Origin of the sequence: Microbacterium immunditiarum (assembly GCF_013409785.1) — a bacterium.
GTDB lineage: Bacteria > Actinomycetota > Actinomycetes > Actinomycetales > Microbacteriaceae > Microbacterium > Microbacterium immunditiarum.
The window spans coordinates 2992544-3016208 of the sequence record NZ_JACCBV010000001.1 but is presented as its reverse complement, the minus strand read 5'-3'; the positions used below and the strand labels follow the sequence as shown (position 1 = coordinate 3016208).

The window sequence follows — 23665 nt, the reverse complement described above, 5'->3', positions numbered from 1 at the left end:
GTTGTTCAGGCGAGCGATTTGGCGTACCAGCGGGTCGCGTTCGGGTTGTCGTTGTACGGCTCGATCTGCGTGAACCCGCTCGCCGCGTAGAGACCGCCCGCGGCCTCGAGGGTGTGGTGGGTGTCGAGCACGAGCTCGGCGGCGCCCCATTCGCGCGCCCGGCGCTCGAGGTCGGCGAGGAGCATCCGGCCCCATCCTCGCCCGCGCGTCGCGGGGGCGAGGTACAGGTGCTTGACCTCGTAGCGGATGCCCGCAGGGCCGTCCGGGACGCGGCGGATGCCGCCGCAGCCGACGGGCGTGCCGTCGTCGTCGCTCACCATCACGAACACTCCGGCCGGCGGCTCGAAGGCCGCGGGATCGGGGAACACCGTGCGGTAGCCGCCGCCGGGGAAGATCTCGGCGCGCAGCGCGAAGTAGTCGGCGAGGAGGGCATGCGCTTCGGGTGAGTCGACGGATGCCTCGACGATTTCGGCCATCCTTCGATCCTAGGTCGGCCGGTCGGCGTCTCCTCGTGCGCGATTAGGCTGGACGCATGACGACGCGCGTGGCCATCGTGGGCGGGACAGGCAAGCTCGGCGGGATCATCCGCTCCGTCGTCAAGGCCGAGGACGGCTTCGAAGTGCACTCCGTGTTGTCATCGCGATCCACGCTCGACGAGCTCGACGGCGCCGACCTCGTGGTCGACGCGTCGTCGCCGGCCGTCTCGATCGACGTCGTGCGCGGGGCCATCGATCGCGGCATCAACGTGCTCGTCGGGACATCGGGATGGTCGGCCGAACGCATCGCGCTCGTGCGCCCGCTCGTGACCGCCGCGGGCACCGGCGCGGTCTTCATCCCGAATTTCTCTCTGGGGTCGGTGCTCAGCACGGCGCTCGCCGCCGCGGCGGCACCCTTCTTCCGGTCGATCGAGATCGTCGAGGCGCACCGCGAGACGAAGATCGACTCGCCGAGCGGCACCGCCGTGCGCACCGCGGAGCTCATCGCGGCGGCGCGCGGTGCGGTCGGCCCCGTCGAGTCGCCGCACGTCGATCAGCGCGCCCGCGGTCAGCAGGTCGCGAGCGTGCCTGTGCACTCGCTGCGCCGCCCGGGGGTCGTCGCCAAGCAGGACGTGATCCTGTCCGGGCCGGGGGAGTCGGTGACGATCACGCACGACACGCTGGATCCCGCGCTCGCGTATGCGCCCGGCATCCGCATCGCCCTCCGCGCGGCGCGCGACGCCCGGGGCGTCACCGTCGGCCTCGACAGCTTCATCGACCTCGGCGTACGCGTGCCCGGCGTGGTCGAGGAGCCGCCCGTGAGCGACGGAGACGTCTCGGGCCAGGTCGCCGGCGTGACCCCCGCATGAGCGCGCGCATCGGGGTCGTCGTCATGGCGGCCGCGCTCGCGCTGTACATCCTGCTCGTCGGGCAACGGGCGGTCCTGCTGCTCATGAGCGGTGACGCGGTCGGCGTCCTGATGGGCGTCGCCCTCGTCGTGCTTCCGCTCATCGCGGCGTGGGGTCTCGGGCGCGAGCTGTGGTTCGGGTTCCGGGCCGAGCAGCTCGCGCGCCGCCTCGAGGCAGAAGGGGCCCTGCCGAGTGAAGAGGTGGCGGTGCGCCCGAGCGGCCGCGTGATGCGCGAGGACGGCGACGCCGTCTTCCCGAAGTACCGCAGTGACGTCGAGGAGAACCCAGCGGACTGGCGCGCCTGGTACCGCCTCGCGCTCGCGTACGATGCGGCCGGCGACCGGCGCCGTGCGCGCGAGGCCGTGCGGCGGGCGATCCGCCTCGAGTCGGGCGAGCGGAAGGCCGCGGCCGGGAGCTGAGGCCCCGGCGGGCCCGTCCCGAGCCGGGCCGGCGTCAGTCGGCAGCCGGCACCGCCGCGGCGACCGCGTCCTCGACACGGGGGTGCCGGAACGTGAAGCCGGACGCCTCGAGCTTCTCGGGCACGACGTGCATGTCGGACGTGAGCAGCGCGTCGGTCGCGTCGCGGCCGAGCACGAGCCGCATGCCCCACTCGGGCGCGCGTACGAGGTACGGCCGGTTCATGCGCCGCGCGAGCGCGAACCCGAGGTCGTTGGCCGTGGCGCGCGTGGGTCCCGTGAGGTTGACGGGTCCCTCGAGACCTGAGTCGATGACGTGACGGATGCCGCGCACCGCGTCCTCGAGCGAGATCCACGGCCACGCCTGTGTGCCCCGTCCGACAGGGCCGCTCGCACCGACGCGGGTGAGGAGCATGAGCGGCTTCAGGATGCCGTCCGCGTGCACGATCGGCGCCGTCCGCAGCACCGCGACGCGCGCCCGCGTGCCCGCCGCGAAGGCGGCCGTCTCCCATTCGCCGCACAGATCCGCGAGGAACGACTCGCCACGCGGGGAGTCCTCGGTCAGCCGCCGGCCGGGAGCGGAGCCGTAGTAGCCGACCGCCGACGCGGAAACGAAGGGCGGGGCATCCGGCCCCACTTCTCGCACGGCGCGCGCGATCGCCTGCGTCGGCGTGATGCGCGACCACAGGAGCGTGTTCTTGTACTTCCCCGTCCACGGGAAGCGGCCGATGCTCGCGCCGTTGAGCCCGACGACGGCGTCCGCGCCATCGAGCACGGCCGGGTCCAGCGGCTCGGGGCGGCTGAGCCACTCGACCTCGTCCGGATCCTCGGCGGGCCGCCGGACGAGCCGGGTCACCGCCACGCCGTCCGCACGAAGACTGTCGGCAAGCGCGCGCCCGATCAGGCCGGACGCGCCGCCGATGACGACGCGCCGGCCACGACCGGGTTCAGGCAAGTGTCGCCTCGAGGGTGATCTCGACGCCGGCGAGCGCCTGCGAGACCGGGCACCCGACCTTCGCCGCCTGCGCGATGCGCTCGAAGTCCTCGGGCTCGATGCCCGGCACGACCGCGTTGACGTTGAGGTGGCTGCCGGTGATGCCGGTGCCCGGCGTGAACGTGACGGATGCCGTCGTGTCGATCGACTCGGGCGGAGTGCCGTTCTGAGTGAGCTCGTGCGACAGCGCCATGCTGAAGCACGATGAGTGCGCCGCGGCGATGAGCTCCTCCGGAGTCGTCGTGGAGCTCGACCCCTCGCTGCGGGCCTTCCAGTTCACATCGAACGTGCCGGTGCCCGAAGACACCAGGGTGACGGTGCCCTGGCCGTCGGCAAGGCTGCCCTTCCAAGCGGTGCTGGCTTCGCTCGTGACGGTCATCGGAACCTCCTTGTCGCCGGCATCCGCCGATCGGACGCCGCCCCGTCAGCTTAACGAGGCTGCTCGTGCAACGGGACGGATTGACAGGACCGCGTCAGGCGGCCGACGCGCGCTCGCGGCCGACCAGGCCGACGCGCTGCAGGAGGAGGTAGAGCTGGCACCCGAGGCACAGCCCGAACACGGCGTTGAGGAACGCCGCGACGAAGGCCATGGCAGCCGCGATCGGCAGTGCCCACGGCACTCCGGCGAGGTGGAGCGCGAGGCCGATCGCGGTGACGAACAGGCCGACGCCCTGCGCGAAGCGCGGCGGGCGCGGGTCCTCGAGCTCGGTGGGCGGGGTGAGTCGCGGCTGCACCGCCTTGCGGTAGAGCACGCCCCACGGCGCGGTGCGCGGCGAGAGCACGCCCCACAGGAACAGGAGCGCGATCACCACGAGCAGGAGGAACGCGGGGTCGAGGATGCGCTGACCGACGGACGCGTAGCTGATCGCCCACTCCGCGCCCGGCACGAAAGTCGCATCGGCGAGGGGCGCGTACGCGAACCACTCGGCGCCCGCGCGCGCGGTCGACAGGCCGGTGAGCCCCAGGAGCACGTCGATGGCCAGCAGGAGGCTCGTGATGCCCGCCGCGAAACGGGGTCCTCGGGGGTCGATGCCGTATGCGGGGGAGTCAGACATGGCTGGTGGTCTCCGAGGTCAGCCGCGCGAGCTCGAGCTCGAGCACGTCGCGGTTCGGGGCGCCGCCGAATCGGGTCTGGACTGCGCCGTTGCTGTCGAGGATGAGGGTCGTCGGGGTCTGCAGCACGTGGAAGTGGCGCGCGATGTCGGGCCGGTGCGTGAGATCGATGTCGAGGTGGCGCACGCCGTCGTGGGCCGCGGCCACCGCGGCGAGCGTGCGGTGGACTCCAGGACAGCGCGCGCACAGCTCGGTGGAGAACTGCAGCAGCGTCGCGTTCTCGCCCAGGCCGTCGGCCCCGAGGCGCTCGGGCTGCACGATCTCGTGCGCGATGTGGCGGCGCGGCCGGTTCTGACGCCAGCGGAGGAAGACGCCGAGGGCGACCGTCGCCGTGAGCAGCACGGCGAGGCCGACGAACGCGCTCACAAGATCCACAACCACACAGGCTAACTGCAACCACCTGAATGGAGGCCGGATGCGGCGCAGTATGACGAAAGCCGCGTAACACGACGCCCGCCGTCGATCCTCGGCGATGGGGGCGGGCGCGGCTAGGGTGGCAGGCGTGACCGACCAAGCCATCACCGAGACCGAGATCGAGTTCCGCAGCGACGTCACTGTCGAGATCGTGCGCGCGAGCGCGTCCGACTCCGACGTGCTCTTCGCCGCGCGAGTGTCGACGATGGGCGAGCAGACGCTCGAGTCCGCGGCGGCGGGCACCGAGGCATCCGCCCGCGATCGCGGCCTCATCAACTACCTCATGCGCGACCGCCACGGCTCGCCGTTCGAGCACAACTCGATGACCTTCTACGTGCAGGCGCCGATCTTCGTGTTCCGCGAGTTCATGCGGCACCGCATCGCGTCGTACAACGAGGAGTCCGGTCGCTACCGCGAGCTGCGGCCGGTGTTCTACGTCCCCGCTCCCGACCGTCGGCTCGTCCAGGTCGGCAAGCCCGGCGCGTACGAATTCCTCGAAGGCACGCCCGAGCAGGCGGCGATCGTCGATGAGGCGACCCGCGAGGCAGCCGTGCACGCGTTCCGCGCGTATCAGCGGATGCTCGACGCCGGCGTCGCGCGCGAGGTGGCGCGGATCGTGCTCCCGCTGAACATCTACTCGTCGATGTACGTGACGATGAACGCGCGCTCGCTCATGAACTTCCTCTCGCTGCGCACGAAGGTGGAAGGCACGCACTTCCCGTCGTTCCCGCAGCGCGAGATCGAGATGTGCGCCGAGAAGATGGAGGCCATCTGGCGTGACCTCATGCCGCTCACGCACGCCGCGTTCAACGCCAACGGCCGAGTCGCGCCGTAAGCGCGAGGACGGATGCCACAGGAGGAGATGTGACGACAGCCCTCATCACGGGAGCCAGCTCCGGCCTCGGGGCCGAGTTCGCGCGGCAGCTCGCCGCGCGGGGCGCCGACCTCGTGCTCGTCGCGCGCGACCGCGACGCACTCGAGGCGCTCGCCGGGCGCCTCACGTCGCGTTATCGCGTGCAGTGCGAGGTGCTCGTCGCGGATCTCGCGAAGCCGCGGCAGCGGGCGAAGGTCGTCGAGCGCATCGTCGACGAGGAGCGCCCGATCGAAGTGCTCGTGAACAACGCGGGGTTCGGGCTGCCGCTCGCGTTCGAGCGCAACGACGTCGAGGACGAGGCGCGTCATCTGGCCGTGCACGTGGAGGCGCCCATGCGGCTCATGCACGCGGCGCTGCAGTCGATGCTCGCGCACGGCCACGGGCGCATCATCAACGTCGCGTCGGTCGCCGCCTTCACCCCGCGCTCGACCTACGGCGCGGTCAAGGCGTGGGTCGTGAGCTTCAGCCGGTGGGCGAACACCGCCTACCGTCCGCGCGGGGTCACGGTCACCGCGGTGTGCCCCGGCTACACGCACACGAACTTCCACGAGCGCGCCGGGCTCCCGCCCGGCCAGGAAGGCGTGCCGCACCTGATGTGGCTCGAGGCTCCCGCGGTCGTCGGCCAGGCGCTGCGCGACTCGTCGCGCGGCAAGGCCGTGTCCATCCCTTCACTGCGCTACAAGGCGATCGTCGCCGTGACGCGAGTCCTGCCCGCGGGCATCGTCGCGTCGGCCGCCAGCCGGGGCCGGTGAGCGGGTTCGACACAGGCCGGAACACGGAACGGCCGCCCCCTCGCGAACCGATAACCTGAAGACCATGACGCATACGGGCAACCCCTTCGGACAGGTGCTCGTCGCGCTCGTCACCCCCATGACGGCCGACGGCGAGGTCGACTGGCCCGCCGTCGACAAGCACATCGACGACGTCATCACGGCGGGAGCCGACGGCGTCGTCGTGACCGGCACCACAGGCGAGACGTCGACGCTCACCGACGCCGAGAAGGTCCGGCTGGTCGAGGTCGGCAAGGACGTGGCATCCGGCCGCGCCAAGATCATCACCGGCGGCGGCTCCAACGAGACCGCGCACGCGATCGAGCTCTACAAGGCGAGCGAGCGCGCCGGCGCCGACGGCATCATGATCGTGACGCCGTACTACAACAAGCCCACGCAGGCCGGCATCCTGACGCACTTCCGGCTCGTCGCCGACGCGACCGACCTCCCCGTGATCCTGTACGACATCCCGGGGCGCACGGGCGTGCCGATCAAGTACGAGACGATCCTGCGTCTCGCGAAGCATCCGAACATCCTCGCGATCAAGGACGCCAAGGGCGACTTCAGCGAGGTGAGCCGTGTGCTCAACCAGACCGACCTCATGTACTTCTCGGGCGACGACGCGAACGTGCTCCCGCACCTCGCGATCGGCGCGACGGGACTCATCGGCGTCACCGCGAACGTCGCCGCGCAGCCCTACCGCGAGATCGTCGACGCCGTGAACGCGGGCGATCTGCACCGCGCGACGGCCGCGCACAAGAAGCTCGAGCCGCTCGTGCGGGCGGTCATGACGCACGTGCCCGGCACCGTGTCGGCGAAGTACATCCTGCACGGCCTGGGCCGCATCGGCAGTCCGCGCGTGCGGCTGCCGCTCGTGGGGCCGGAGGAGTGGGAGGCCGCGATGATCGAGGACGAGCTCGCCCTCGTGCACGACGTCCCCGGAGTCGACTTCTCGAACTTCCGCCCCGACCGCAACGCCGCCGCGGGCGGCGCTCTGCCGAAGGTCTCCGGCACGACGAGATGAAGGCGGTCCGTCGGGCGCGCAGCGCCACGTGACGCGAGAGGCGGATGCCGTCGCATCCGCTGAAGAATGGCGATCGGAAGGCGATCAATGCCCAACACCGTGTACGACCCGCCGGCTCTTGCCCAAGGCACGCTGCGCGTCACGCCGCTCGGCGGGCTCGGCGAGGTCGGCCGCAACATGACGGTCTTCGAGTACGCCGGCAAGCTCCTCGTGCTCGACTGCGGCGTGCTGTTCCCCGAGGAGCACCAGCCCGGCGTCGACCTGATCCTGCCCGACTTCGAGCCGATCAAGGAGCGCCTCGACGACATCGTGGGCCTCGTGCTCACGCACGGTCACGAGGACCACATCGGCGCGGTGCCGTACCTGCTCAAGCTGAAGAGCGACATCCCGATCCTCGGCTCGAGCCTCACGCTCGCGCTGACCGAGGCGAAGCTCAAGGAGCACCGGATCAAGCCGTACAGCCTCACGGTCACCGAGGGGCAGCGCGAGAACATCGGGCCGTTCGACCTCGAGTTCATCGCGGTGAACCACTCGATCCCTGACGCGCTCGCGGTCGCGATCCGCACGCCCGCGGGCACCGTGCTCGCGACCGGCGACTTCAAGATGGACCAGCTGCCCCTCGACGGGCGGCTCACAGACCTTCGCGCGTTCGCGCGGCTGGGGGAGGAGGGGGTCGACCTCTTCCTGCCCGACTCGACGAACGCGGATGTCCCGGGCTTCACGCCGCTCGAGCGGTCGATCGGCCCCGTGCTCGACCAGGTGATCGCGAAGGCGCCGCGGCGCGTCATCGTGGCCAGCTTCGCGAGCCACGTGCACCGCGTGCAGCAGGTGATCGACGCCGCGCACGCGCACGGCCGCCGGGTCGCGTTCCTCGGGCGCAGCATGGTGCGGAACATGACGATCGCCGAGGAGCTCGGGTACCTGAACGTCCCCGAGGGCGTGCTCATCGACTACAAGCAGGCGCGCGAGCTGCCCGACGACCGCATCGTCTACATGTCAACGGGGTCGCAGGGCGAGCCGATGGCGGTGCTGTCGCGCATGGCGAACCTCGACCACGAGATCGAGCCCGGCCCGGGCGACACCGTGATCCTCGCGTCGAGTCTCATCCCCGGCAACGAGAACGCCGTGTACCGCGTCATCGACGGCCTCACGAAGCTCGGCGCGAGCGTCGTGCACAAGGGCAACGCGAAGGTGCATGTGTCGGGTCACGCGGCCGCGGGGGAGCTGCTGTACTGCTACAACATCCTCCAGCCGCGCAACGTGCTGCCGGTGCACGGGGAGTTCCGCCACCTGCGCGCGAACGCCGCCCTCGCACAGGACACCGGGATCGAGCCGGAACGCACGATCATCGGCGAGAACGGCACCGTCGTGGACCTGCGCGACGGCGAGGCATCCGTCGTGGGCCAGCTCGACCTCGGCTTCGTCTACGTCGACGGCTCGACCGTGGGCGAGATCACCGAGGCCGACCTCAAGGACCGCCGGATCCTCGGCGAGGAGGGCTTCATCTCGGTCATCGTCGTGGTCGACGCCGCGACGGGGAAGATCATCTCGGGGCCCGAGATCCACGCGCGCGGGTTCGCCGAGGACGATGCGGTGTTCGACTCCGTCAAGCCGAAGATCGCCGCGGCGCTGACCGAGGCGGCGCAGTCGGGCGTGCGCGACACGCACGCGCTGTCGCAGGTCGTGCGGCGCACGATCGGCCGCTGGGTGAACCAATCGCTGCGTCGGCGCCCCATGATCGTGCCGCTCGTCATCGAGGCGTAGCACCGCCGGATCCGCGGTGCGCGAAGCCCGCGCGGTGCGCCGCGTGCCTACCGGGCGATGTCGTCCGGCGCGCATACGGTGGAATCTATGGCCAGGAGCTCCAGCCCGACCACGAACGGTCGCGCGCCCGCGAAGGGCTCGCCTTCGCGCGCGTCGAAGTCCTCCGCGGGGTCGAAGCCCGACGCGCGGGCGAAGGCCGCCCGCCCGGCGCCCGCTCCGCGTCGGTACGTCGGCGATCCCGAGCGGCCTCCGGTCATCGTGCGCCTGTGGCTCGGCCTGGCCCACGCGACCGGGGCGCTGTTCCGCGCGTTCGGACCCGAGACTCTCGAGAAGGAGCAGCGTCGCGACGGCTTCCCCCTCCTGCTCGTGCTGCTCGCAGTCGCGGGCGCGATCGTCGAGTGGTTCTTCATCGGCAACGAGGTCGCGGGCACGATCAGCGACTACACGGCGGGGGCGCTCGTCGGTCGCGAGGCGTTCGTGCTGCCCGTGCTGCTCCTGCTGCTCGCCGGCTGGATGTTCCGGCATCCGTCTTCTGTGCACGACAACGGGCGCATCGGCATCGGCTTCGGCCTGCTGCTGTGGACGATCGCGGGCTTCTGCCACATCGCGGGCGGCCGCCCGCAGCCGCCGGAGGGGCTGCCCGCGCTGAGCGAGGCCGGGGGGCTCTTCGGCTGGATGATCGGCGAGCCGATCGCGCTGGGGCTCACCGACATCGGCGCGTACATCGTGCTGTCGCTGCTGGCTGCGCTGAGCGTGCTCATCATCACGAAGACGCCGCCGAACCGCATCGGCCGCCGCCTGGGCGAGCTGTACACGTGGATGTTCGACGCCGAGCCGGGCACAGCCGGCGACGCGGCATCCGACTTCCCGGCCGAGTCCGACGACCCGTCGCTGCCGTGGTGGCGTCGCAACAGGACCGGCAGAGAGAAGGACCCCGACGTCGGGTCGAGCTCGCGCAACCTGACCGAGCTCCTGCCGCCGGGCGCATCCGAGGGCGGGTTCGAGCAGGCGATCGCACCTCCGGTGATGCCGGATGCCGTGACCGAGGTCATCGTGCCGTCGGCGCCGCACGTCCCGGCGCCCGGCAAGGGCGGAACCGCGCTCGTCGACGACTCCTTCGCGCAGCACGACGACGGAACGCTGCCCGGGCTCTCGGGGCTCGGGGGCGACGGTCCGCGCAGGCCGCCGTCTGCTCCGTACCGCCTGCCCTCCGTGACGTCGCTCGCGGCGGGGACGCCGCACAAGGCGCGCTCACAAGCCAACGACGACACCGTGCGGGCGATCACGGGCGTGCTCGACCAGTTCCAGGTCGACGCGCGCGTGACCGGGTTCTCGCGCGGGCCGACCGTCACCCAGTACGAGATCGAGCTCGGCCCGGGCGTCAAGGTCGAGCGCATCACGGCGCTGACGAACAACATCGCGTACGCCGTCGCCTCGAACGAGGTGCGCATCCTCGCGCCGATCCCGGGCAAGAGCGCGATCGGCGTCGAGATCCCGAACACCGACCGCGAGATCGTGACGCTGGGCGATGTGCTGCGATCCGACGCGGCGCAGCGGTCGACGCATCCGATGACCATCGGCGTCGGCAAGGACGTCGGCGGCGGCTACGTCGTCGCGAACCTCGCGAAGATGCCCCACCTGCTCGTCGCGGGCTCCACCGGCTCGGGCAAGTCGAGCTTCGTGAACTCGATGATCACGAGCCTGCTCATGCGCGCCAAGCCGTCCGAGGTGCGCATGGTGCTCATCGACCCCAAGCGGGTCGAGCTCACGCACTACGCGGGCGTTCCGCACCTCATCACGCCCATCATCACCAACCCCAAGAAGGCCGCCGAGGCTCTGCAGTGGGTCGTGAAGGAGATGGACATGCGGTACGACGACCTCGCGTCGTTCGGCTTCCGCCACATCGACGACTTCAACCGCGCGGTGCGCGCGGGCGAGGTGCAGGTTCCCACGGGCAGCGAGCGGGTGCTCAAGCCCTACCCGTATCTGCTCGTCGTCGTCGACGAGCTCGCCGACCTCATGATGGTCGCCCCGCGCGACGTCGAGGAGTCGATCGTCCGCATCACGCAGCTCGCCCGCGCGAGCGGCATCCACCTCGTGCTCGCGACGCAGCGCCCGAGCGTCGATGTGGTGACCGGCCTCATCAAGGCGAACGTGCCGTCGCGTCTCGCTTTCGCGGTCACGAGCGTCACCGACTCGCGCGTCATCCTCGACCAGCCGGGCGCCGACCGTCTGATCGGCCAGGGCGACGGCCTGTTCCTTCCGATGGGCTCGTCGAAAGCGCTCCGCGTCCAGGGCGCCTGGGTGAGCGAGGCCGAGATCGAGAAGGTCGTCGCGCACGTGAAGGGCCAGGCGCTCCCCGAGTACCGGCCGGATGTGCAGGCGGCAGCGGCGAAGAAGGAGGTCGATGCCGACATCGGAGACGACCTCGACCTGCTGCTCGCCGCGGCGGAGCTCGTCGTGTCGTCGCAGTTCGGCTCGACCTCGATGCTGCAGCGCAAACTGCGGGTCGGCTTCGCGAAGGCCGGGCGCCTCATGGACCTGCTCGAGTCGCGCGAGATCGTCGGCCCGTCCGAGGGTTCGAAGGCGCGGGACGTCCTCGTGACCGTCGAGCAGCTGCCCACGGTGCTCGCGCGGCTCCGCGGCGAGGATGTCCCCGACGAACCGGCCGCCGGCGGCGGAACGGATCCCGAAGCCGACGCTCGATACGCCGGCGACGCGGTCGACCGTCAGTACGACGGGCACCCCACCGCGGAGGCCGGCGGTGACGAGGACGCATGGGGGCTCACAGGGCGCGACTGAGCCCGGTCGGGGAGCGACGCACACCGCGGGGTGATGCCGCGGGGCGCTTCCGGCATCCCCGATAGGCTCGGGCCATGGCGATCCCCCGACAGCTTCCCAACACGATCACGATCGTGCGGATCCTGCTGGCGCCGGTCTCCCTCTGGATGCTCCTGGTCGACGGCGGTGCCGACGGCGCGCTGCGCTGGTGGGCGGCGGCGCTGTTCATCGTCGCGATCGCGACCGACGGCGTCGACGGATACCTCGCCCGCCGTCACAACATCGTCACCGACCTCGGCAAGCTGCTCGACCCGATCGCCGACAAGGTGCTCACGGGCTTTGCGTTCATCGGCCTCTCGATCCTCGGCGAGCTCCCGTGGTGGGTCACGATCGTCATCCTCGTGCGCGAAGTCGGCATCACGATCTACCGCTTCATCGTCGTCAGCGACCATGTGCTGGCCGCCGCGTGGATGGGCAAGCTCAAGACGGTCGCGCAGGCCGTCGCCCTCTCGCTCGCGCTGCTGCCGCTGTGGACGGTCGTCGGGGAGTGGATCTTCTGGGTCAACATCGTCACGATGTGGATCGCGGTCATCCTCACGATCGCGAGCGGCATCGACTACGTCGTGAGCGAGGTGCGTGGCGCCCGCAGGAAGAGGGCGTCTTCGTGAGCGGTCGCGCCGGCGGGGACTCGTCCACGCCGGACGAGGCGGCCCGGGCGCTGCTGACCGCGGTCGCCGCACGGGGATGGTCGCTCGCCGTCGCCGAGTCGCTCACGGGTGGGCTCGTCCTGGCGACGCTCGTCTCCGTGCCGGGCGCCTCCGCCGTGCTGCGCGGGGGAGTGGTCGCGTATGCCACCGACCTCAAGCACTCTCTCCTCGGGGTCGACGCCGACCTCCTCGCGAGCAGTGGAGCGGTGCATCCCGAGGTGGCGCGGCAGATGGCGGAGGGGGTGCGCGTGGCGGCCGGACGAGACGGCATCCCCGCCGATGTGGGCATCGCCACGACGGGCGTCGCGGGCCCGGATCCGCAGGACGGGCAGGCCGTCGGAACGGCGTTCATCGCGGTCGCGACACCCGTCGAGACGCGTGTCGAGGCGCTCTTCCTGGAGGGTGGCCGCGCCGAGATCCGGGCGGCGACGGCGGGTGGCGCGCTGCGCCTCGCGCGCGAATGCGTGGACGGTTCGGATGCTGCGGCAGGCGCATCCGAGTGATTGCACAATGCGGGAATAACTCGTGTTGCGTGTCGGTTACATTCGGCGATTCCCACCCATTCCACAGCGCGCGGGATTAGATTGAGCACAGTCGCTGTTGTACTGTTGTCCACCCGGACACGGTGGGATCCGAAGTGAGGAGGGGCCGGACATGATCCTTGTACGTCACGAGATCGGCGAAGTCCTGCGTGATTTCCGCCAGCAGAAGGGCCGTACCCTCCGTCAGGTCGCGAGCCGCGCAAGCGTCGCGCTCGGATACCTCAGCGAGGTCGAGCGGGGTCAGAAGGAGGCGTCGAGCGAGATCCTTGCGTCGGTCGCCGACGCACTCGACGTTCCCATCTCGACGATCATGCGCGAAGTCGGCGATCGCATCTCGGTCCTCGAGGGCCTGCAGACCTTCCCCGACGTGGTGCCCGACGACCTGATGGCCGAGGTCGGACCCGAGCTGTCGCTGCGCTGAGAGCTTCATCGAGCAGGCCCACGATCAGCCGGGGAGTGTCATGCGCTTGAGCGAGTTCGAGCGCGCCGTCGCGCACGAGTTCGGTCCCCGGGCGGGAGCGATCCTCACGGACCTCGTGCTGACCGGCGTCGGCGACCGCACGGCGAACGAGGCGCTCGAGGCCGGCGTTCCGGCGCGCGACGTATGGCTCGCCGTGTGCGAGGAGATGGACGTGCCGCCCGAGCGCCGCTACGGCGTCGGACGGCTCGAGCCTCGACGTCGCTGATCTCGAATCTTCGTCGAACGCCCACCAGCATCTGCCGGTGAGCGTTTCGCATTGCTGGTCACGGCGCGGCGTGTCGGATCGAAGATCCGTTCGATGTGAGCGTAGGCTCCTGCACAGCTGGTGTCGATCGGGCGTCTGTCCACGGATCGAGAGGGGCGTGAGCCGCATGTCGGAAGCCCTCCCTAGCGTGGAACCCGTCCACGACACCACACGCCTTGTCGCAGCATCGAGCCCGCCCCGGGCAGAGCGCGACAGCCTACAGGCGACGGACCGCGACCAGAAGGAGCATGCGATGCCATCACCCGCCGACCGCGAGAAGGCCCTCGAATCGGCCCTCGCGCAGATCGATCGGCAGTTCGGGAAGGGCTCGGTCATGCGACTGGGCAGCGACGAACGTGCTCCGGTCGAGGTCATCCCCACCGGCTCGATCGCCCTCGACGTCGCCCTCGGCGTCGGCGGGCTTCCCCGAGGCCGGATCATCGAGATCTACGGACCTGAGTCGTCCGGTAAGACGACCCTCACGCTCCACGCGATCGCCAACGTCCAGCGTGCCGGCGGCATCGCGGCGTTCATCGACGCGGAGCACGCACTCGACCCCGACTACGCGCAGAAGCTGGGCGTCGACATCGACCAGCTGCTCGTCTCGCAGCCCGACACGGGTGAGCAGGCGCTCGAGATCGCCGACATGCTGATCCGCTCCGGCGCGATCGACCTCGTGGTGATCGACTCGGTGGCGGCCCTCGTCCCGAAGGCCGAGATCGAGGGCGAGATGGGCGACTCGCACGTCGGCCTGCAGGCGCGCCTCATGTCGCAGGCGCTGCGCAAGCTGACCGGTGGCCTCAACCAGACCAAGACGACGGCGATCTTCATCAACCAGCTGCGCGAGAAGATCGGCGTGTTCTTCGGCTCGCCCGAGACCACGGCCGGTGGTAAGGCGCTCAAGTTCTACGCTTCGGTGCGTCTCGACATCCGTCGTATCGAGACCCTGAAGGACGGGACCGAAGCGGTCGGGAACCGCACGCGCGTCAAGGTCGTCAAGAACAAGATGGCGCCGCCGTTCAAGCAGGCCGAGTTCGACATCCTCTACGGCGTCGGGATCTCGCGCGAGGGAAGCCTCATCGACTTCGGCGTCGAGCACGGCATCGTCAAGAAGTCGGGCGCGTGGTACACGTACGACGGCGAGCAGCTCGGCCAGGGCAAGGAGAACGCGCGCAACTTCCTGCTCAAGAACGAAGACGTCGCGGCCGAGATCGAGTCCAAGATCAAGGCCAAGCTGGGCATCGGCGTCGCCAAGGGCGCGGTCGAGGCGCCTGTGGACGACCTGGCGGCACGTCGCCCGGCGTGATGGTCCGGTTCGCTGACGACGGGGGCGAGCGGCGCTCGGCTGAGGCCGACGGCGGGCTCGCCCCCGTCATCCCCCTGTTCGGTGGGCGCACCGCAGCTCCCGCGCCGCAACCTGAGCCCGAAGCCGCGCGCGGCGACGTCGAGGCGGATGCCGCGTGGCACCCGACCTGGGTGACCAGTCGCGCGGAGGAGGAGTCCACCCCAGCCGACGACCGCGATCCCGACGACGATCGTGCGGCCGACGCCGGTCTCGCCGAGAAGGCCTTGCTCAAGAAGCTGCGCACACGGTCGCTGTCCGAGTCCGAAGCGCGAGGCGTCCTCGTGGGGCACGGACTCGATGACGCCGCGGCCGAGGACGTGCTCGCTTCGATGCGCGAGTACGGGTACCTCGACGACGCAGCGCTCGCCGAGCAGCTGATCCATGCCGGGGTAGATCGCAAGGGGCAGGGGAGACGTGTCATCGCGCAGACGCTCGCCAAGCGCGGCATCCCGCGCGAGATCGCAGACGCGGCGCTGGCAGCGCTGCCCGACGACGACCTCGAACGTGCGCTCGAGTTCGCGCGGACGAAAGCGCGCTCGCTCGAGGGGGTCGACCGCGACACCGCCCTGCGCCGGCTCGCCGGGCAGCTGGCGCGCCGGGGGTACGGCTCGGTCTCTCTGACCGCCGCGCGGATGGCTCTCGACGAGTCGCCCTCCGCTCCGAACGGCGTCCGATTCCGCTGAGGCGCTCTCAGCCGGATTCTCCCCACACACAACAAGCCCGAGGCTCCAAGAATGCAGACCATCCGGACGGGAGAGCGATGGCGATCGAGGTCGACGGTCTGACCAAGCGATTCGGTGCGGTCATGGCCGTGGACGACCTCACCATCGCCGTGCCGGACGGCAGCGTCTTCGCGTTCGTCGGGACGAACGGCGCAGGCAAATCCACGACGATCAACTGCCTGACGACGCTGCTTGTGCCGGACGGCGGGAGCGCGCGCGTCGCGGGCCTCGACGTGGTGCGAGAAGCGGCGGCCGTTCGCACTCGCATCGGCGTGGTCTTCCAGGATTCCGTGCTCGACCCGACTCTCACATCGCGCGAGAACCTGCGCCTGAGGGCGAGTCTCTCGCATCTCGACCGGCGCACGGCCGACGCCCGCATCGCCGAGCTCGCGACGCTGATCGAGATCGGCGAGTTCCTCGACCGCCGTTACAGGACGCTCTCCGGAGGTGAACGGCGTCGTGTCGACATCGCGCGCGCACTGCTGCATCGCCCCGAGATCGTCTTCCTCGACGAGCCGACCGCAGGTTTGGACCCGGCGAGCCGCAACGCCGTGTGGGCGACGATCGGAGAACTGCGCCGGCAGGTCGGCCTCACCGTGTTCCTCACGACGCACTACCTCGAAGAGACCGAAGAGGCCGACGACGTCTGCATCATCGATCGAGGGCGGGTCGTCGCGCAGGGCACCCCTGCGCAACTGCGCGAACGGCACAGCCGCAGCATCCTGTCGATCACGACCGACGACCCGGCCGCGCTCCGCGCGATCGCCGAGCAGCGGGGCATCGACCCCGAGGTGGACGGCGAGGTGACGCGACTGGCCATCGACGACGCCGGCGCAGCACGCGAGATCCTGGCAGCTCTCGGCGACGCCGTGCTCGATTTCGAGTTCCGGCACGGAAGCATGGATGACGTGTTCCTGGCCGTGACCGGACATGAGAGCGACAGCGCCCACGCCCCGGCGGAGGAGGCCTCGTGAACACCGTGCTCTCGCTTGTCGGGCGCAACCTCCGGATCTTCTTCCGCGACCGCGCGAACGTCTTCTTCTCGCTCCTCGGTGCGCTCATCCTCTTCGGGCTGTACGTGCTGTTCCTCGGCAACGTGCAGACACAGGGCGTCGCGCAGTCGCTCCCCGGCGTGGCGACCGAGGACGTCCAGGCATTCGTCGACAGCTGGATGTTCGCGGGGATCGTGCTGATCACGACGATCACGACCGGGCTGGGGTCGATGGCGGCGCTCGTGGACGACGGTGAGAGCGGCCGCTTCCGGGACTTTCTCGTCGCTCCGATCCGCCGTGGCCAGCTCGTGCTCGGCTACCTCGTCTCGGCTGCGACGGTGTCGCTGATCATGTCGCTCGCCGTGCTCGTCGTGAGCGTGCTCTACCTCGGCATCCTCCGCGGCGTGTGGCTCGATCCCGCGGCGATACTGGGCTCGGTCGGCGTGGTGGTGCTCTGCTGCCTCGCCTTCACCGCGCTCAACTCGTTCATCGTGTCGTTCGTCGGCACGGCGGGGGCGTTCGCGGCGCTCTCGACGATCATGGGCACGCTGCTCGGGTTCATCGCCGCCGCGTACCTGCCGATCGGGCTTCTTCCGGCCGTCGTGGGCAACCTCCTCAATTCGCTTCCGATCGCCCAGGCGGGTGTGCTTCTGCGTCGTCAGTTCACCGCCGAGACCCTGCCCGCGGTGACGGGCGGCCACCCGGAGGCCGATGAGTTCCTCCGCCACTACTTCGGCATCGACGCGATCGTCGAGGACTGGACTGTCCCCACCGCCCTCATCATCGGGATCCTCGTGGCGATGATCGTGGCCTTCGCTGCTCTCTCTGCACTGCGCATCCGCGCCCGCATCCGCTGATCAGTCTGCCGACCGGGCCGCCCGACGGGCCGACCTCCCAGCCCCGGCTCGTAGAATGACGCCATCATGACCTTCCCTTCCTCCACGCCGACGCTCATCGTGCCGTCGCCCGCGGCCGTGGGCACGGATGGTCGCGTGCGCACGTACGAAGTCCGCACCTTCGGCTGCCAGATGAACGTGCACGACTCCGAGCGCCTCTCGGGTTCTCTCGAGAGCGCGGGTTACGTCCGCGCGGATGCCGGCGCAGAGGCCGACATCGTCGTGATCAACACGTGCGCGGTGCGCGACAACGCCGCCGGCAAGCTGTACGGCACGCTCGGGCACCTCAAGTCCCGCAAGGACCGCCACGAGGGCATGCAGATCGCCGTTGGCGGCTGCCTCGCGCAGATGGACAAGCAGGCCGTGCTCGAGAAGGCCCCGTGGGTCGACGTCGTGTTCGGCACGCACAACATGGGGTCGCTGCCGACCCTGCTCGAGCGCGCCCGACACAACGGCGAGGCCGAGCTCGAGATCCTCGAATCGCTCGAGGTCTTCCCCTCCACGCTCCCGACGAAACGCGACAGCATCTACAGCGGTTGGGTGTCGATCTCGGTCGGCTGCAACAACACGTGCACCTTCTGCATCGTCCCGAGCCTGCGCGGCAAGGAGAAGGACCGCCGGCCCGGCGACATCCTCAACGAGATCCGCCTGCTCGTCGAGGATGGCGCGATCGAGGTCACCCTGCTCGGCCAGAACGTCAACTCGTACGGCGTCGAGTTCGGCGACCGCCAGGCGTTCGGCAAGCTGCTGCGCGCGGCGGGCGAGATCGAAGGGCTCGAGCGCATCCGCTTCACGAGTCCGCACCCCGCCGCCTTCACCGACGACGTCATCGACGCGATGGCCGAGACGCCCGCCGTCATGCCGCAGCTGCACATGCCGCTGCAGTCGGGCAGCGACCGCATCCTGCGCGCCATGCGCCGCTCGTACCGCAGCGACCGCTTCCTCGGCATCCTCGATCGGGTGCGGGCGAAGATGCCGGATGCCGCGATCTCGACCGACATCATCGTCGGGTTCCCCGGCGAGACCGACGAGGACTTCGAAGAGACGATGCGCGTCGTCGAGCAGGCGCGGTTCGCGAGCGCGTTCACGTTCCAGTACTCGATCCGCGAGGGCACACCCGCCGCCACGATGCCCGACCAGGTGCCGAAGTCCGTCGTGCAGGAGCGCTACGACCGGCTCATCGCGCTGCAGGAGCGCATCTCGCTCGAAGAGAACCAGAAGCAGCTCGGGCGCACGCTCGAGGTGCTCGTCTCGACCGGCGAGGGCAAGAAGGACGCTGAGACCCACCGCCTCACGGGCCGCGCCGAAGACAACCGGCTCGTCCACTTCGAGATCCCCGCGGGCTCGCCCACGCCGCGACCGGGCGACGTCGTGAGCGTCACCGTCACGCACGCGGCCCCGTTCCACCTTCTCGCCGACGCGCCCGACGGCGCGCCGCTGCGCATCCGGCGCACCCGCGCGGGCGACGCGTGGGATCGCTCGCAGGCGGAGTCCTGCGGCATCCCGGCGCCCGCGGGCGAAGCCGGCGCGCCGCGAGCCGTCTCGCTCGGCCTGCCGACGCTCCGCATCGGCGTCTAACTCGGCCCGGGCACAGCGAGAGCGGCGCGCGTTCGCGCTACCGTTTCGTGCGAGCGCGCCCGCGCATCACGGGCACGAGTGAGGGAATCGACAGCGCGAGATGTCCACGAGCAGCGAACCGACCCTGTGGGTGGTCGTCGGCGCGACCGGCACCGGCAAGACGGCGCTGTCGCTCGACCTCGCCGAGACGCTCGCCGCGCGCGGACGCCCGGCTGAGATCGTCAACGCCGATGCGATGCAGCTGTACCGCGGCATGGACATCGGCACGGCGAAGCTTCCCGAGGGGGAGCGGCGGGGCATCCGTCATCACCTGCTCGACGTCCTCGATGTCACCGACGAAGCCGCCGTCGCGTGGTACCAGGAGGCCGCCCGCGCGGCGATCCGCGACATCCACGATCGCGGCGCCGACGCGATCCTCGTCGGCGGGTCGGGGCTCTACGTGTCGAGCGTCGTGTTCGACTTCCGCTTCCCGCCGCACGACGACGAGCTCCGGGCGAGACTCGAGGCCGAGCTCGCCGAGCACGGGCCGGGACTCCTCTACGCGCGACTGCGGGATCTCGACCCGCGCACGGCCGAGCGCATGGACCCGCGCAACGGCCGGCGCATCGTCCGTGCGCTCGAGGTGCTCGCGCAGGGCGAGGCGACGCACGGCGCCGCGCTTCCGGATGAGCCGGTGCTGTGGCATCCGTCGACCCGCATCATCGGCGTGCAGGTGCCCCGCGACGAGCTCGTGGTCCGTCTCGACGCTCGCGTCGAGGGCATGTGGCGGGCCGGGCTCGTCGACGAGGTCGAGCGCCTGCGCGAGCGGGGCCTCGAACGCGGGGTCACGGCGCGCCGCGCGATCGGCTACGCGCAGGCGCTCGCGCAGCTGAAGGGCGAGGCCACCGAGGCCGAGGCCATCGCCGAGACCCAGGCCCTCACGCGGCGCTACGCGCGCCGGCAGGTGTCGTGGTTCCGCCGGTACGCGGGGGTGCTGTGGGCAGACGCCGGGACGGATGCCGCGACCCTGGCAGAGTGGACGGAGTGAGCATCCGCATCCGCCCGTTCGAGCGCCGCGACACCGAATCCGTCGTCTCCCTGTGGCACGCCGCAGGCCTCACCCGTCCGTGGAACGACCCGCGCAAGGACATCGAGCGCAAGCTTCAGGTGCAGCCCGAGCTGTTCCTCGTCGCGGTCGACGCAGATGCCGTCGTCGGCTCCGTCATGGCGGGATACGACGGCCACCGCGGGTGGCTCTACTACCTCGCGAGCGACCCCGCACACCGCGGAGCGGGCATCGGACGCGCGCTGGTCGGCGAGGCGGAGCGACGGCTGGAGGCGATGGGCTGCCCGAAGGTGCAGCTCATGGTGCGACCCGACAACGAGGGGGCTCGAGGCTTCTACGACGCCCTCGGGTACGAACCCTTCGAGATCTGGTCGACCGGCAAGCGCCTCATCGCCGACGCCTGACGGCGCGACCCTAGGATTGAGGGATGCCGCTCATCCCGTTCACGAAGGGCCACGGCACCGGCAACGACTTCGTCATCGTCGCCGACCCCGATGGCGACCTCGACCTCAGCGACGACCAGGTCGCCGCACTGTGCGATCGACGCTTCGGCATCGGCGCGGACGGCATCCTGCGGGTCGTGCGCTCGTCCGCGACCGAGGAGGGCGCCTCGACGCCCGAGGCCGAGTGGTTCATGGACTACCGCAACGCCGACGGGTCGAAGGCCGAGATGTGCGGCAACGGCATGCGCGTGTTCGCGCGCTACCTGCTGCAGGCGGGCTTCGCGTCGCTGCCGGACGGCGGAACGCTGCCCATCGGCACGCGGGCGGGCGTCAAGACGGTGACGACGGCTGCCAACGGCTTCGAGGTCGACCTCGGCGTGTGGCGGACGGATGCCGACGCGCTCGTGCGCGCTCGCGGGCTCGATGTCGCGCGACCCGGGCAGGGCATCGACGTGGGCAACCCGCACATCGTCGTCGCGCTCGGCTCGTCGCGCGAGCTCGACGGACTCGACCTCACCGTGCAGCCGGTGCTCGACCCGCCGCCACCGCACGGCGCGAACATCGAGTTCGTCGTCCCGAGCGACCCGCTCGTGCGCGACGGCGTCGGATCGATCCGCATGCGCGTCTTCGAGCGCGGCGTGGGCGAGACTCTCAGCTGCGGGACCGGCGTCGCCGCGGCCGCGCTCGCCGTGCACCACTGGGCCGGTGAGGCGGCGCCCGACCGCTGGTCGGTCGACGTTCCAGGCGGGACGCTCGGGGTGCGCGTGCGTCGCGACGCCGACGGCGAGCACGTGCTGCTGTCGGGGCCGGCCACGCTCGTGTTCTCGGGCGAGGTGTCGCTGGCCTGAGGCATCCGGGAGGGCTCGAGGCCTGAGAACGGCGTGCCGCTCAGGTCAGGTCGATCGGCTCGGTCGGCGGCGTCCCGTGCCGCCGGACGCGGATCACGCGGAATCCGCGGGCCGTCGCCGCGCGGTGCACGCTGTAGCCCTGGTCGAAGGTCGCGGCGAGCCAGCGCTGCAGCGAGTCCGACCCGAGGTTGCGCTGCACGACGAGCCACGCATCGCTGCGCTCCGCGAGCCGCGGGATCCAGCGCTCCAACAGCCCGTGCAGCTGGTTCTTGCCGACGCGGATGGGCGGATTCGACCGGATCGTGCGGAACGCGACGTCCTCGGGAACATCGTCGGGCAGCGCCGCGTTGACGTTCTCGAGTCCCAGCGACTCCGCATTGCGCCGCACGAGGTCGAGAGCCCGCTCGTTCACGTCGACGGCCCACACGGTGGCGTGAGGCGACTGCAGTGCGAGGCTCAACGCGATCGGGCCCCATCCGCATCCCAAGTCCAGAAAGTCGCCGCCGGGCGGCGGTGGCGGCGTGTTCGCGAGAAGCACGCTCGTCCCGGAGTCGATGTGATCGGGGCTGAACACACCCGCGGCGGTCGTGACCTCGACGTCGCGACCGGCAAGTGTGACCCGGATGCGTCGCAGATTCTCGGCGCTCGCCGGCGACGCACTGAAGTAGTGATCGCTCGACATGGAGCGAGCGTACCGGGTGACCCCGTCCACCCCGAAAGCGTAGAGTTTACGGATGCCTCGGCACAGGCTCCACGAGAGGAACGAATGACCGACACCACGACACCCCGAAGCACCGAAGAGACCCTCGTCGACCCCGTCGACAGGGTGCTCTCGCGCGCCGAAGCGCGGTCCGGGGTTCGTGTCTTCGGCGCCGCGCAGGCGCTGCAGGACGAGGCCACGGTCGCGCAGATCGACACCGACGGCGACCAATGGGACCGCGAGGAGCGCGCCGCGCTGCGCCGCGTCCCGGGTCTGTCGACGGAGCTCGAAGACGTCACCGAGGTCGAGTACCGGCAGCTGCGCCTCGAGAACGTCGTGCTCGTGGGCGTGCACCCGCAGGGCGCGCAGGAGGATGCCGAGAACTCGCTGCGCGAGCTCGCCGCCCTTGCCGAGACCGCGGGTGCGGTCGTGCTCGACGGTGTGCTGCAGCGCCGGCCGCATCCGGATCCGGCCACCTACGTCGGCCGCGGCAAGGCACACGAGCTGCACGACATCGTCGCCGCGGTCGGGGCGGACACGGTCATCGCCGACACCGAGCTCGCGCCCAGCCAGCGCCGTGCGCTCGAAGACGTCGTGAAGGTCAAGGTCATCGACCGCACGACGGTGATCCTCGACATCTTCAGCCAGCACGCGAAGAGCCGCGAGGGCAAGGCGCAGGTCGAGCTCGCCCAGCTCGAGTACCTCCTCCCGCGACTGCGCGGCTGGGGTGAGTCGATGAGCCGTCAGGCCGGTGGCCAGGTGGGTGCGGGCGGCGCGGGCATGGGCTCACGCGGACCCGGTGAGACGAAGATCGAGCTCGATCGCCGCCGCATCCGGACTCGCATGGCGCAGCTGCGCCGCCAGATCCGCGACTTCGCGCCCGCCCGTGAGGCGAAGCGCGCCGAGCGCAAGCGGAACACCGTGCCGTCGGTCGCGATCGCCGGCTACACGAACGCCGGCAAGTCGTCGCTGCTGAACCGGCTCACGAGCGCGGGAGTGCTCGTCGAGAACGCCCTGTTCGCGACGCTCGACGCGACCGTGCGGCGGTCCGAGACCTCCGATGGCCGCGTGTACACGCTGACCGACACCGTGGGCTTCGTGCGGAACCTGCCGCACCAGCTCGTCGAGGCATTCCGCTCCACGCTCGAGGAGGTCGGCCACGCCGATGTGATCCTCCACGTCGTCGACGGCTCGCACCCCGACCCCGCGGCGCAGCTCGCGACCGTGCGAGACGTGATCGGCGATGTCGGCGCGCGCGACATCCCCGAGATCGTCGTGTTCAACAAGGCCGACCTCGTCGACGACGACACGCGGATGCTCCTGCGCGGCCTCGAGCCGAAGTCGCTCTTCGTGTCGTCGCGCACCGGTGAGGGCATCGCCGAACTGCGCGCCGCGATCGAGGAGGCGCTCCCGCTCCCCGAGGTCGAGGTGCGCGCGCTCGTGCCGTACGACCGCGGCGACCTCGTGTCGGCCGTCCACGAGCAGGGCATCATCCTGTCGCAGGATCACGAGGAGGAGGGCACGCTGCTGCACGCACGCGTGGGCGCCCTCCTCGCGTCGAGGCTCGCACCGTATGCCCGAGCCTGAG

General features: G+C 70.6%; 26 protein-coding genes. 20 read left to right on the top strand and 6 right to left on the bottom strand.

Going from position 1 to position 23665, the window contains the following annotated elements; translation table 11 throughout:
- Positions 1 to 5 precede the first annotated feature (5 nt).
- Positions 6 to 476 carry a GNAT family N-acetyltransferase gene (locus BJ991_RS14105; RefSeq protein WP_179490985.1) on the bottom strand — a complete coding sequence of 157 codons (471 nt, stop codon included), beginning with the start codon at positions 474 to 476 and terminating at the stop codon, positions 6 to 8.
- A 56-nt stretch (positions 477 to 532) separates the two neighbouring features.
- On the opposite strand from BJ991_RS14105, the gene dapB reads away from it, so the two are divergent.
- Both dapB and BJ991_RS14095 read left to right on the top strand, forming a co-directional pair.
- On the top strand, positions 533 to 1345 hold the full coding sequence (dapB, locus tag BJ991_RS14100; RefSeq protein WP_179490984.1) for a 4-hydroxy-tetrahydrodipicolinate reductase: 813 nt from the start codon (positions 533 to 535) through the stop codon (positions 1343 to 1345).
- A complete protein-coding gene (locus tag BJ991_RS14095; RefSeq protein WP_179490982.1) occupies positions 1342 to 1803 on the top strand; it encodes a hypothetical protein in 462 nt (153 codons plus the stop codon). The genes dapB and BJ991_RS14095 overlap by 4 nt, the downstream gene beginning before the upstream one ends.
- A 34-nt stretch (positions 1804 to 1837) precedes the next feature.
- On the opposite strand, the gene BJ991_RS14090 is transcribed toward BJ991_RS14095, so the two are convergent.
- The 4 genes from BJ991_RS14090 to BJ991_RS14075 all read right to left on the bottom strand — a co-directional run bounded on the left by BJ991_RS14090 (position 1838) and on the right by BJ991_RS14075 (position 4282).
- Complete coding sequence (locus BJ991_RS14090) at positions 1838 to 2755, bottom strand: TIGR01777 family oxidoreductase (protein ID WP_179490981.1); 918 nt, start codon at positions 2753 to 2755, stop codon at positions 1838 to 1840.
- Positions 2748 to 3173 (bottom strand): OsmC family peroxiredoxin, encoded by a 426-nt coding sequence (locus BJ991_RS14085; RefSeq protein WP_179490980.1) that lies wholly within the window; start codon positions 3171 to 3173, stop codon positions 2748 to 2750. The genes BJ991_RS14090 and BJ991_RS14085 overlap by 8 nt, the downstream gene beginning before the upstream one ends.
- A gap of 94 nt (positions 3174 to 3267) precedes the next feature.
- Positions 3268 to 3849, bottom strand: a complete 582-nt coding sequence (locus BJ991_RS14080) for a DUF4395 domain-containing protein (RefSeq protein ID WP_179490979.1) — start codon at positions 3847 to 3849, stop codon at positions 3268 to 3270.
- Positions 3842 to 4282 (bottom strand): thioredoxin domain-containing protein, encoded by a 441-nt coding sequence (locus tag BJ991_RS14075; RefSeq protein WP_179490978.1) that lies wholly within the window; start codon positions 4280 to 4282, stop codon positions 3842 to 3844. Before BJ991_RS14075 ends, BJ991_RS14080 begins: the two co-directional genes overlap by 8 nt.
- A 127-nt stretch (positions 4283 to 4409) precedes the next feature.
- On the opposite strand from BJ991_RS14075, the gene thyX reads away from it, so the two are divergent.
- The 17 genes from thyX (at position 4410) to dapF (ending at position 21377) form a co-directional block, all read left to right on the top strand.
- The gene (gene thyX, locus BJ991_RS14070; protein WP_343048776.1) at positions 4410 to 5156 is read left to right on the top strand and encodes an FAD-dependent thymidylate synthase; all 747 of its coding nucleotides are present in this window, start codon (positions 4410 to 4412) and stop codon (positions 5154 to 5156) included.
- A 29-nt stretch (positions 5157 to 5185) separates the two neighbouring features.
- Positions 5186 to 5947 carry an SDR family NAD(P)-dependent oxidoreductase gene (locus BJ991_RS14065; protein ID WP_179490976.1) on the top strand — a complete coding sequence of 254 codons (762 nt, stop codon included), beginning with the start codon at positions 5186 to 5188 and terminating at the stop codon, positions 5945 to 5947.
- Between the two features lie 64 nt (positions 5948 to 6011).
- Complete coding sequence (dapA, locus tag BJ991_RS14060) at positions 6012 to 6989, top strand: 4-hydroxy-tetrahydrodipicolinate synthase (protein ID WP_179490975.1); 978 nt, start codon at positions 6012 to 6014, stop codon at positions 6987 to 6989.
- Between the two features lie 87 nt (positions 6990 to 7076).
- Positions 7077 to 8753: a ribonuclease J gene (locus BJ991_RS14055; protein ID WP_179490974.1), complete on the top strand. Its 1677-nt coding sequence runs from the start codon at positions 7077 to 7079 to the stop codon at positions 8751 to 8753.
- Positions 8754 to 8840: 87 nt separating this feature from the next.
- Positions 8841 to 11555 (top strand): DNA translocase FtsK, encoded by a 2715-nt coding sequence (locus BJ991_RS14050; RefSeq protein ID WP_179490972.1) that lies wholly within the window; start codon positions 8841 to 8843, stop codon positions 11553 to 11555.
- A 74-nt stretch (positions 11556 to 11629) separates the two neighbouring features.
- The gene (gene pgsA, locus BJ991_RS14045) at positions 11630 to 12202 is read left to right on the top strand and encodes a CDP-diacylglycerol--glycerol-3-phosphate 3-phosphatidyltransferase (RefSeq protein WP_179490970.1); all 573 of its coding nucleotides are present in this window, start codon (positions 11630 to 11632) and stop codon (positions 12200 to 12202) included.
- A complete protein-coding gene (locus tag BJ991_RS14040; RefSeq protein WP_179490968.1) occupies positions 12199 to 12744 on the top strand; it encodes a nicotinamide-nucleotide amidohydrolase family protein in 546 nt (181 codons plus the stop codon). The genes pgsA and BJ991_RS14040 overlap by 4 nt, the downstream gene beginning before the upstream one ends.
- Positions 12745 to 12895: 151 nt before the next feature.
- On the top strand, positions 12896 to 13204 hold the full coding sequence (locus BJ991_RS14035; RefSeq protein ID WP_179490966.1) for a helix-turn-helix domain-containing protein: 309 nt from the start codon (positions 12896 to 12898) through the stop codon (positions 13202 to 13204).
- A 40-nt stretch (positions 13205 to 13244) separates the two neighbouring features.
- Entirely contained in the window at positions 13245 to 13469 is a 225-nt protein-coding gene (locus BJ991_RS14030; protein WP_179490964.1) for a DUF3046 domain-containing protein, read from the top strand.
- A gap of 292 nt (positions 13470 to 13761) precedes the next feature.
- The gene (gene recA / locus BJ991_RS14025; RefSeq protein WP_179490962.1) at positions 13762 to 14814 is read left to right on the top strand and encodes a recombinase RecA; all 1053 of its coding nucleotides are present in this window, start codon (positions 13762 to 13764) and stop codon (positions 14812 to 14814) included.
- Positions 14814 to 15536, top strand: a complete 723-nt coding sequence (locus tag BJ991_RS14020) for a regulatory protein RecX (protein ID WP_179490960.1) — start codon at positions 14814 to 14816, stop codon at positions 15534 to 15536. Before recA ends, BJ991_RS14020 begins: the two co-directional genes overlap by 1 nt.
- 77 nt (positions 15537 to 15613) lie before the next feature.
- Positions 15614 to 16549, top strand: a complete 936-nt coding sequence (locus BJ991_RS14015; RefSeq protein ID WP_179490958.1) for an ABC transporter ATP-binding protein — start codon at positions 15614 to 15616, stop codon at positions 16547 to 16549.
- Positions 16546 to 17424 (top strand): ABC transporter permease, encoded by an 879-nt coding sequence (locus BJ991_RS14010; RefSeq protein WP_179490956.1) that lies wholly within the window; start codon positions 16546 to 16548, stop codon positions 17422 to 17424. Before BJ991_RS14015 ends, BJ991_RS14010 begins: the two co-directional genes overlap by 4 nt.
- 66 nt (positions 17425 to 17490) lie before the next feature.
- On the top strand, positions 17491 to 19041 hold the full coding sequence (miaB, locus tag BJ991_RS14005) for a tRNA (N6-isopentenyl adenosine(37)-C2)-methylthiotransferase MiaB (RefSeq protein ID WP_179490954.1): 1551 nt from the start codon (positions 17491 to 17493) through the stop codon (positions 19039 to 19041).
- Between the two features lie 100 nt (positions 19042 to 19141).
- Positions 19142 to 20068: a tRNA (adenosine(37)-N6)-dimethylallyltransferase MiaA gene (gene miaA, locus BJ991_RS14000; protein WP_179490952.1), complete on the top strand. Its 927-nt coding sequence runs from the start codon at positions 19142 to 19144 to the stop codon at positions 20066 to 20068.
- Positions 20065 to 20490 carry a GNAT family acetyltransferase gene (locus BJ991_RS13995; protein WP_179490950.1) on the top strand — a complete coding sequence of 142 codons (426 nt, stop codon included), beginning with the start codon at positions 20065 to 20067 and terminating at the stop codon, positions 20488 to 20490. Before miaA ends, BJ991_RS13995 begins: the two co-directional genes overlap by 4 nt.
- 23 nt (positions 20491 to 20513) lie before the next feature.
- Positions 20514 to 21377, top strand: coding sequence for a diaminopimelate epimerase (gene dapF / locus BJ991_RS13990; protein WP_179490948.1), 864 nt, complete (start codon positions 20514 to 20516; stop codon positions 21375 to 21377).
- Positions 21378 to 21417: 40 nt separating this feature from the next.
- Here dapF and BJ991_RS13985 read toward each other — a convergent pair whose 3' ends face one another.
- Positions 21418 to 22059, bottom strand: a complete 642-nt coding sequence (locus BJ991_RS13985; RefSeq protein ID WP_179490946.1) for a class I SAM-dependent methyltransferase — start codon at positions 22057 to 22059, stop codon at positions 21418 to 21420.
- An 84-nt stretch (positions 22060 to 22143) separates the two neighbouring features.
- On the opposite strand from BJ991_RS13985, the gene hflX reads away from it, so the two are divergent.
- Complete coding sequence (gene hflX, locus BJ991_RS13980; RefSeq protein ID WP_179490944.1) at positions 22144 to 23664, top strand: GTPase HflX; 1521 nt, start codon at positions 22144 to 22146, stop codon at positions 23662 to 23664.
- Position 23665 lies beyond the last annotated feature (1 nt).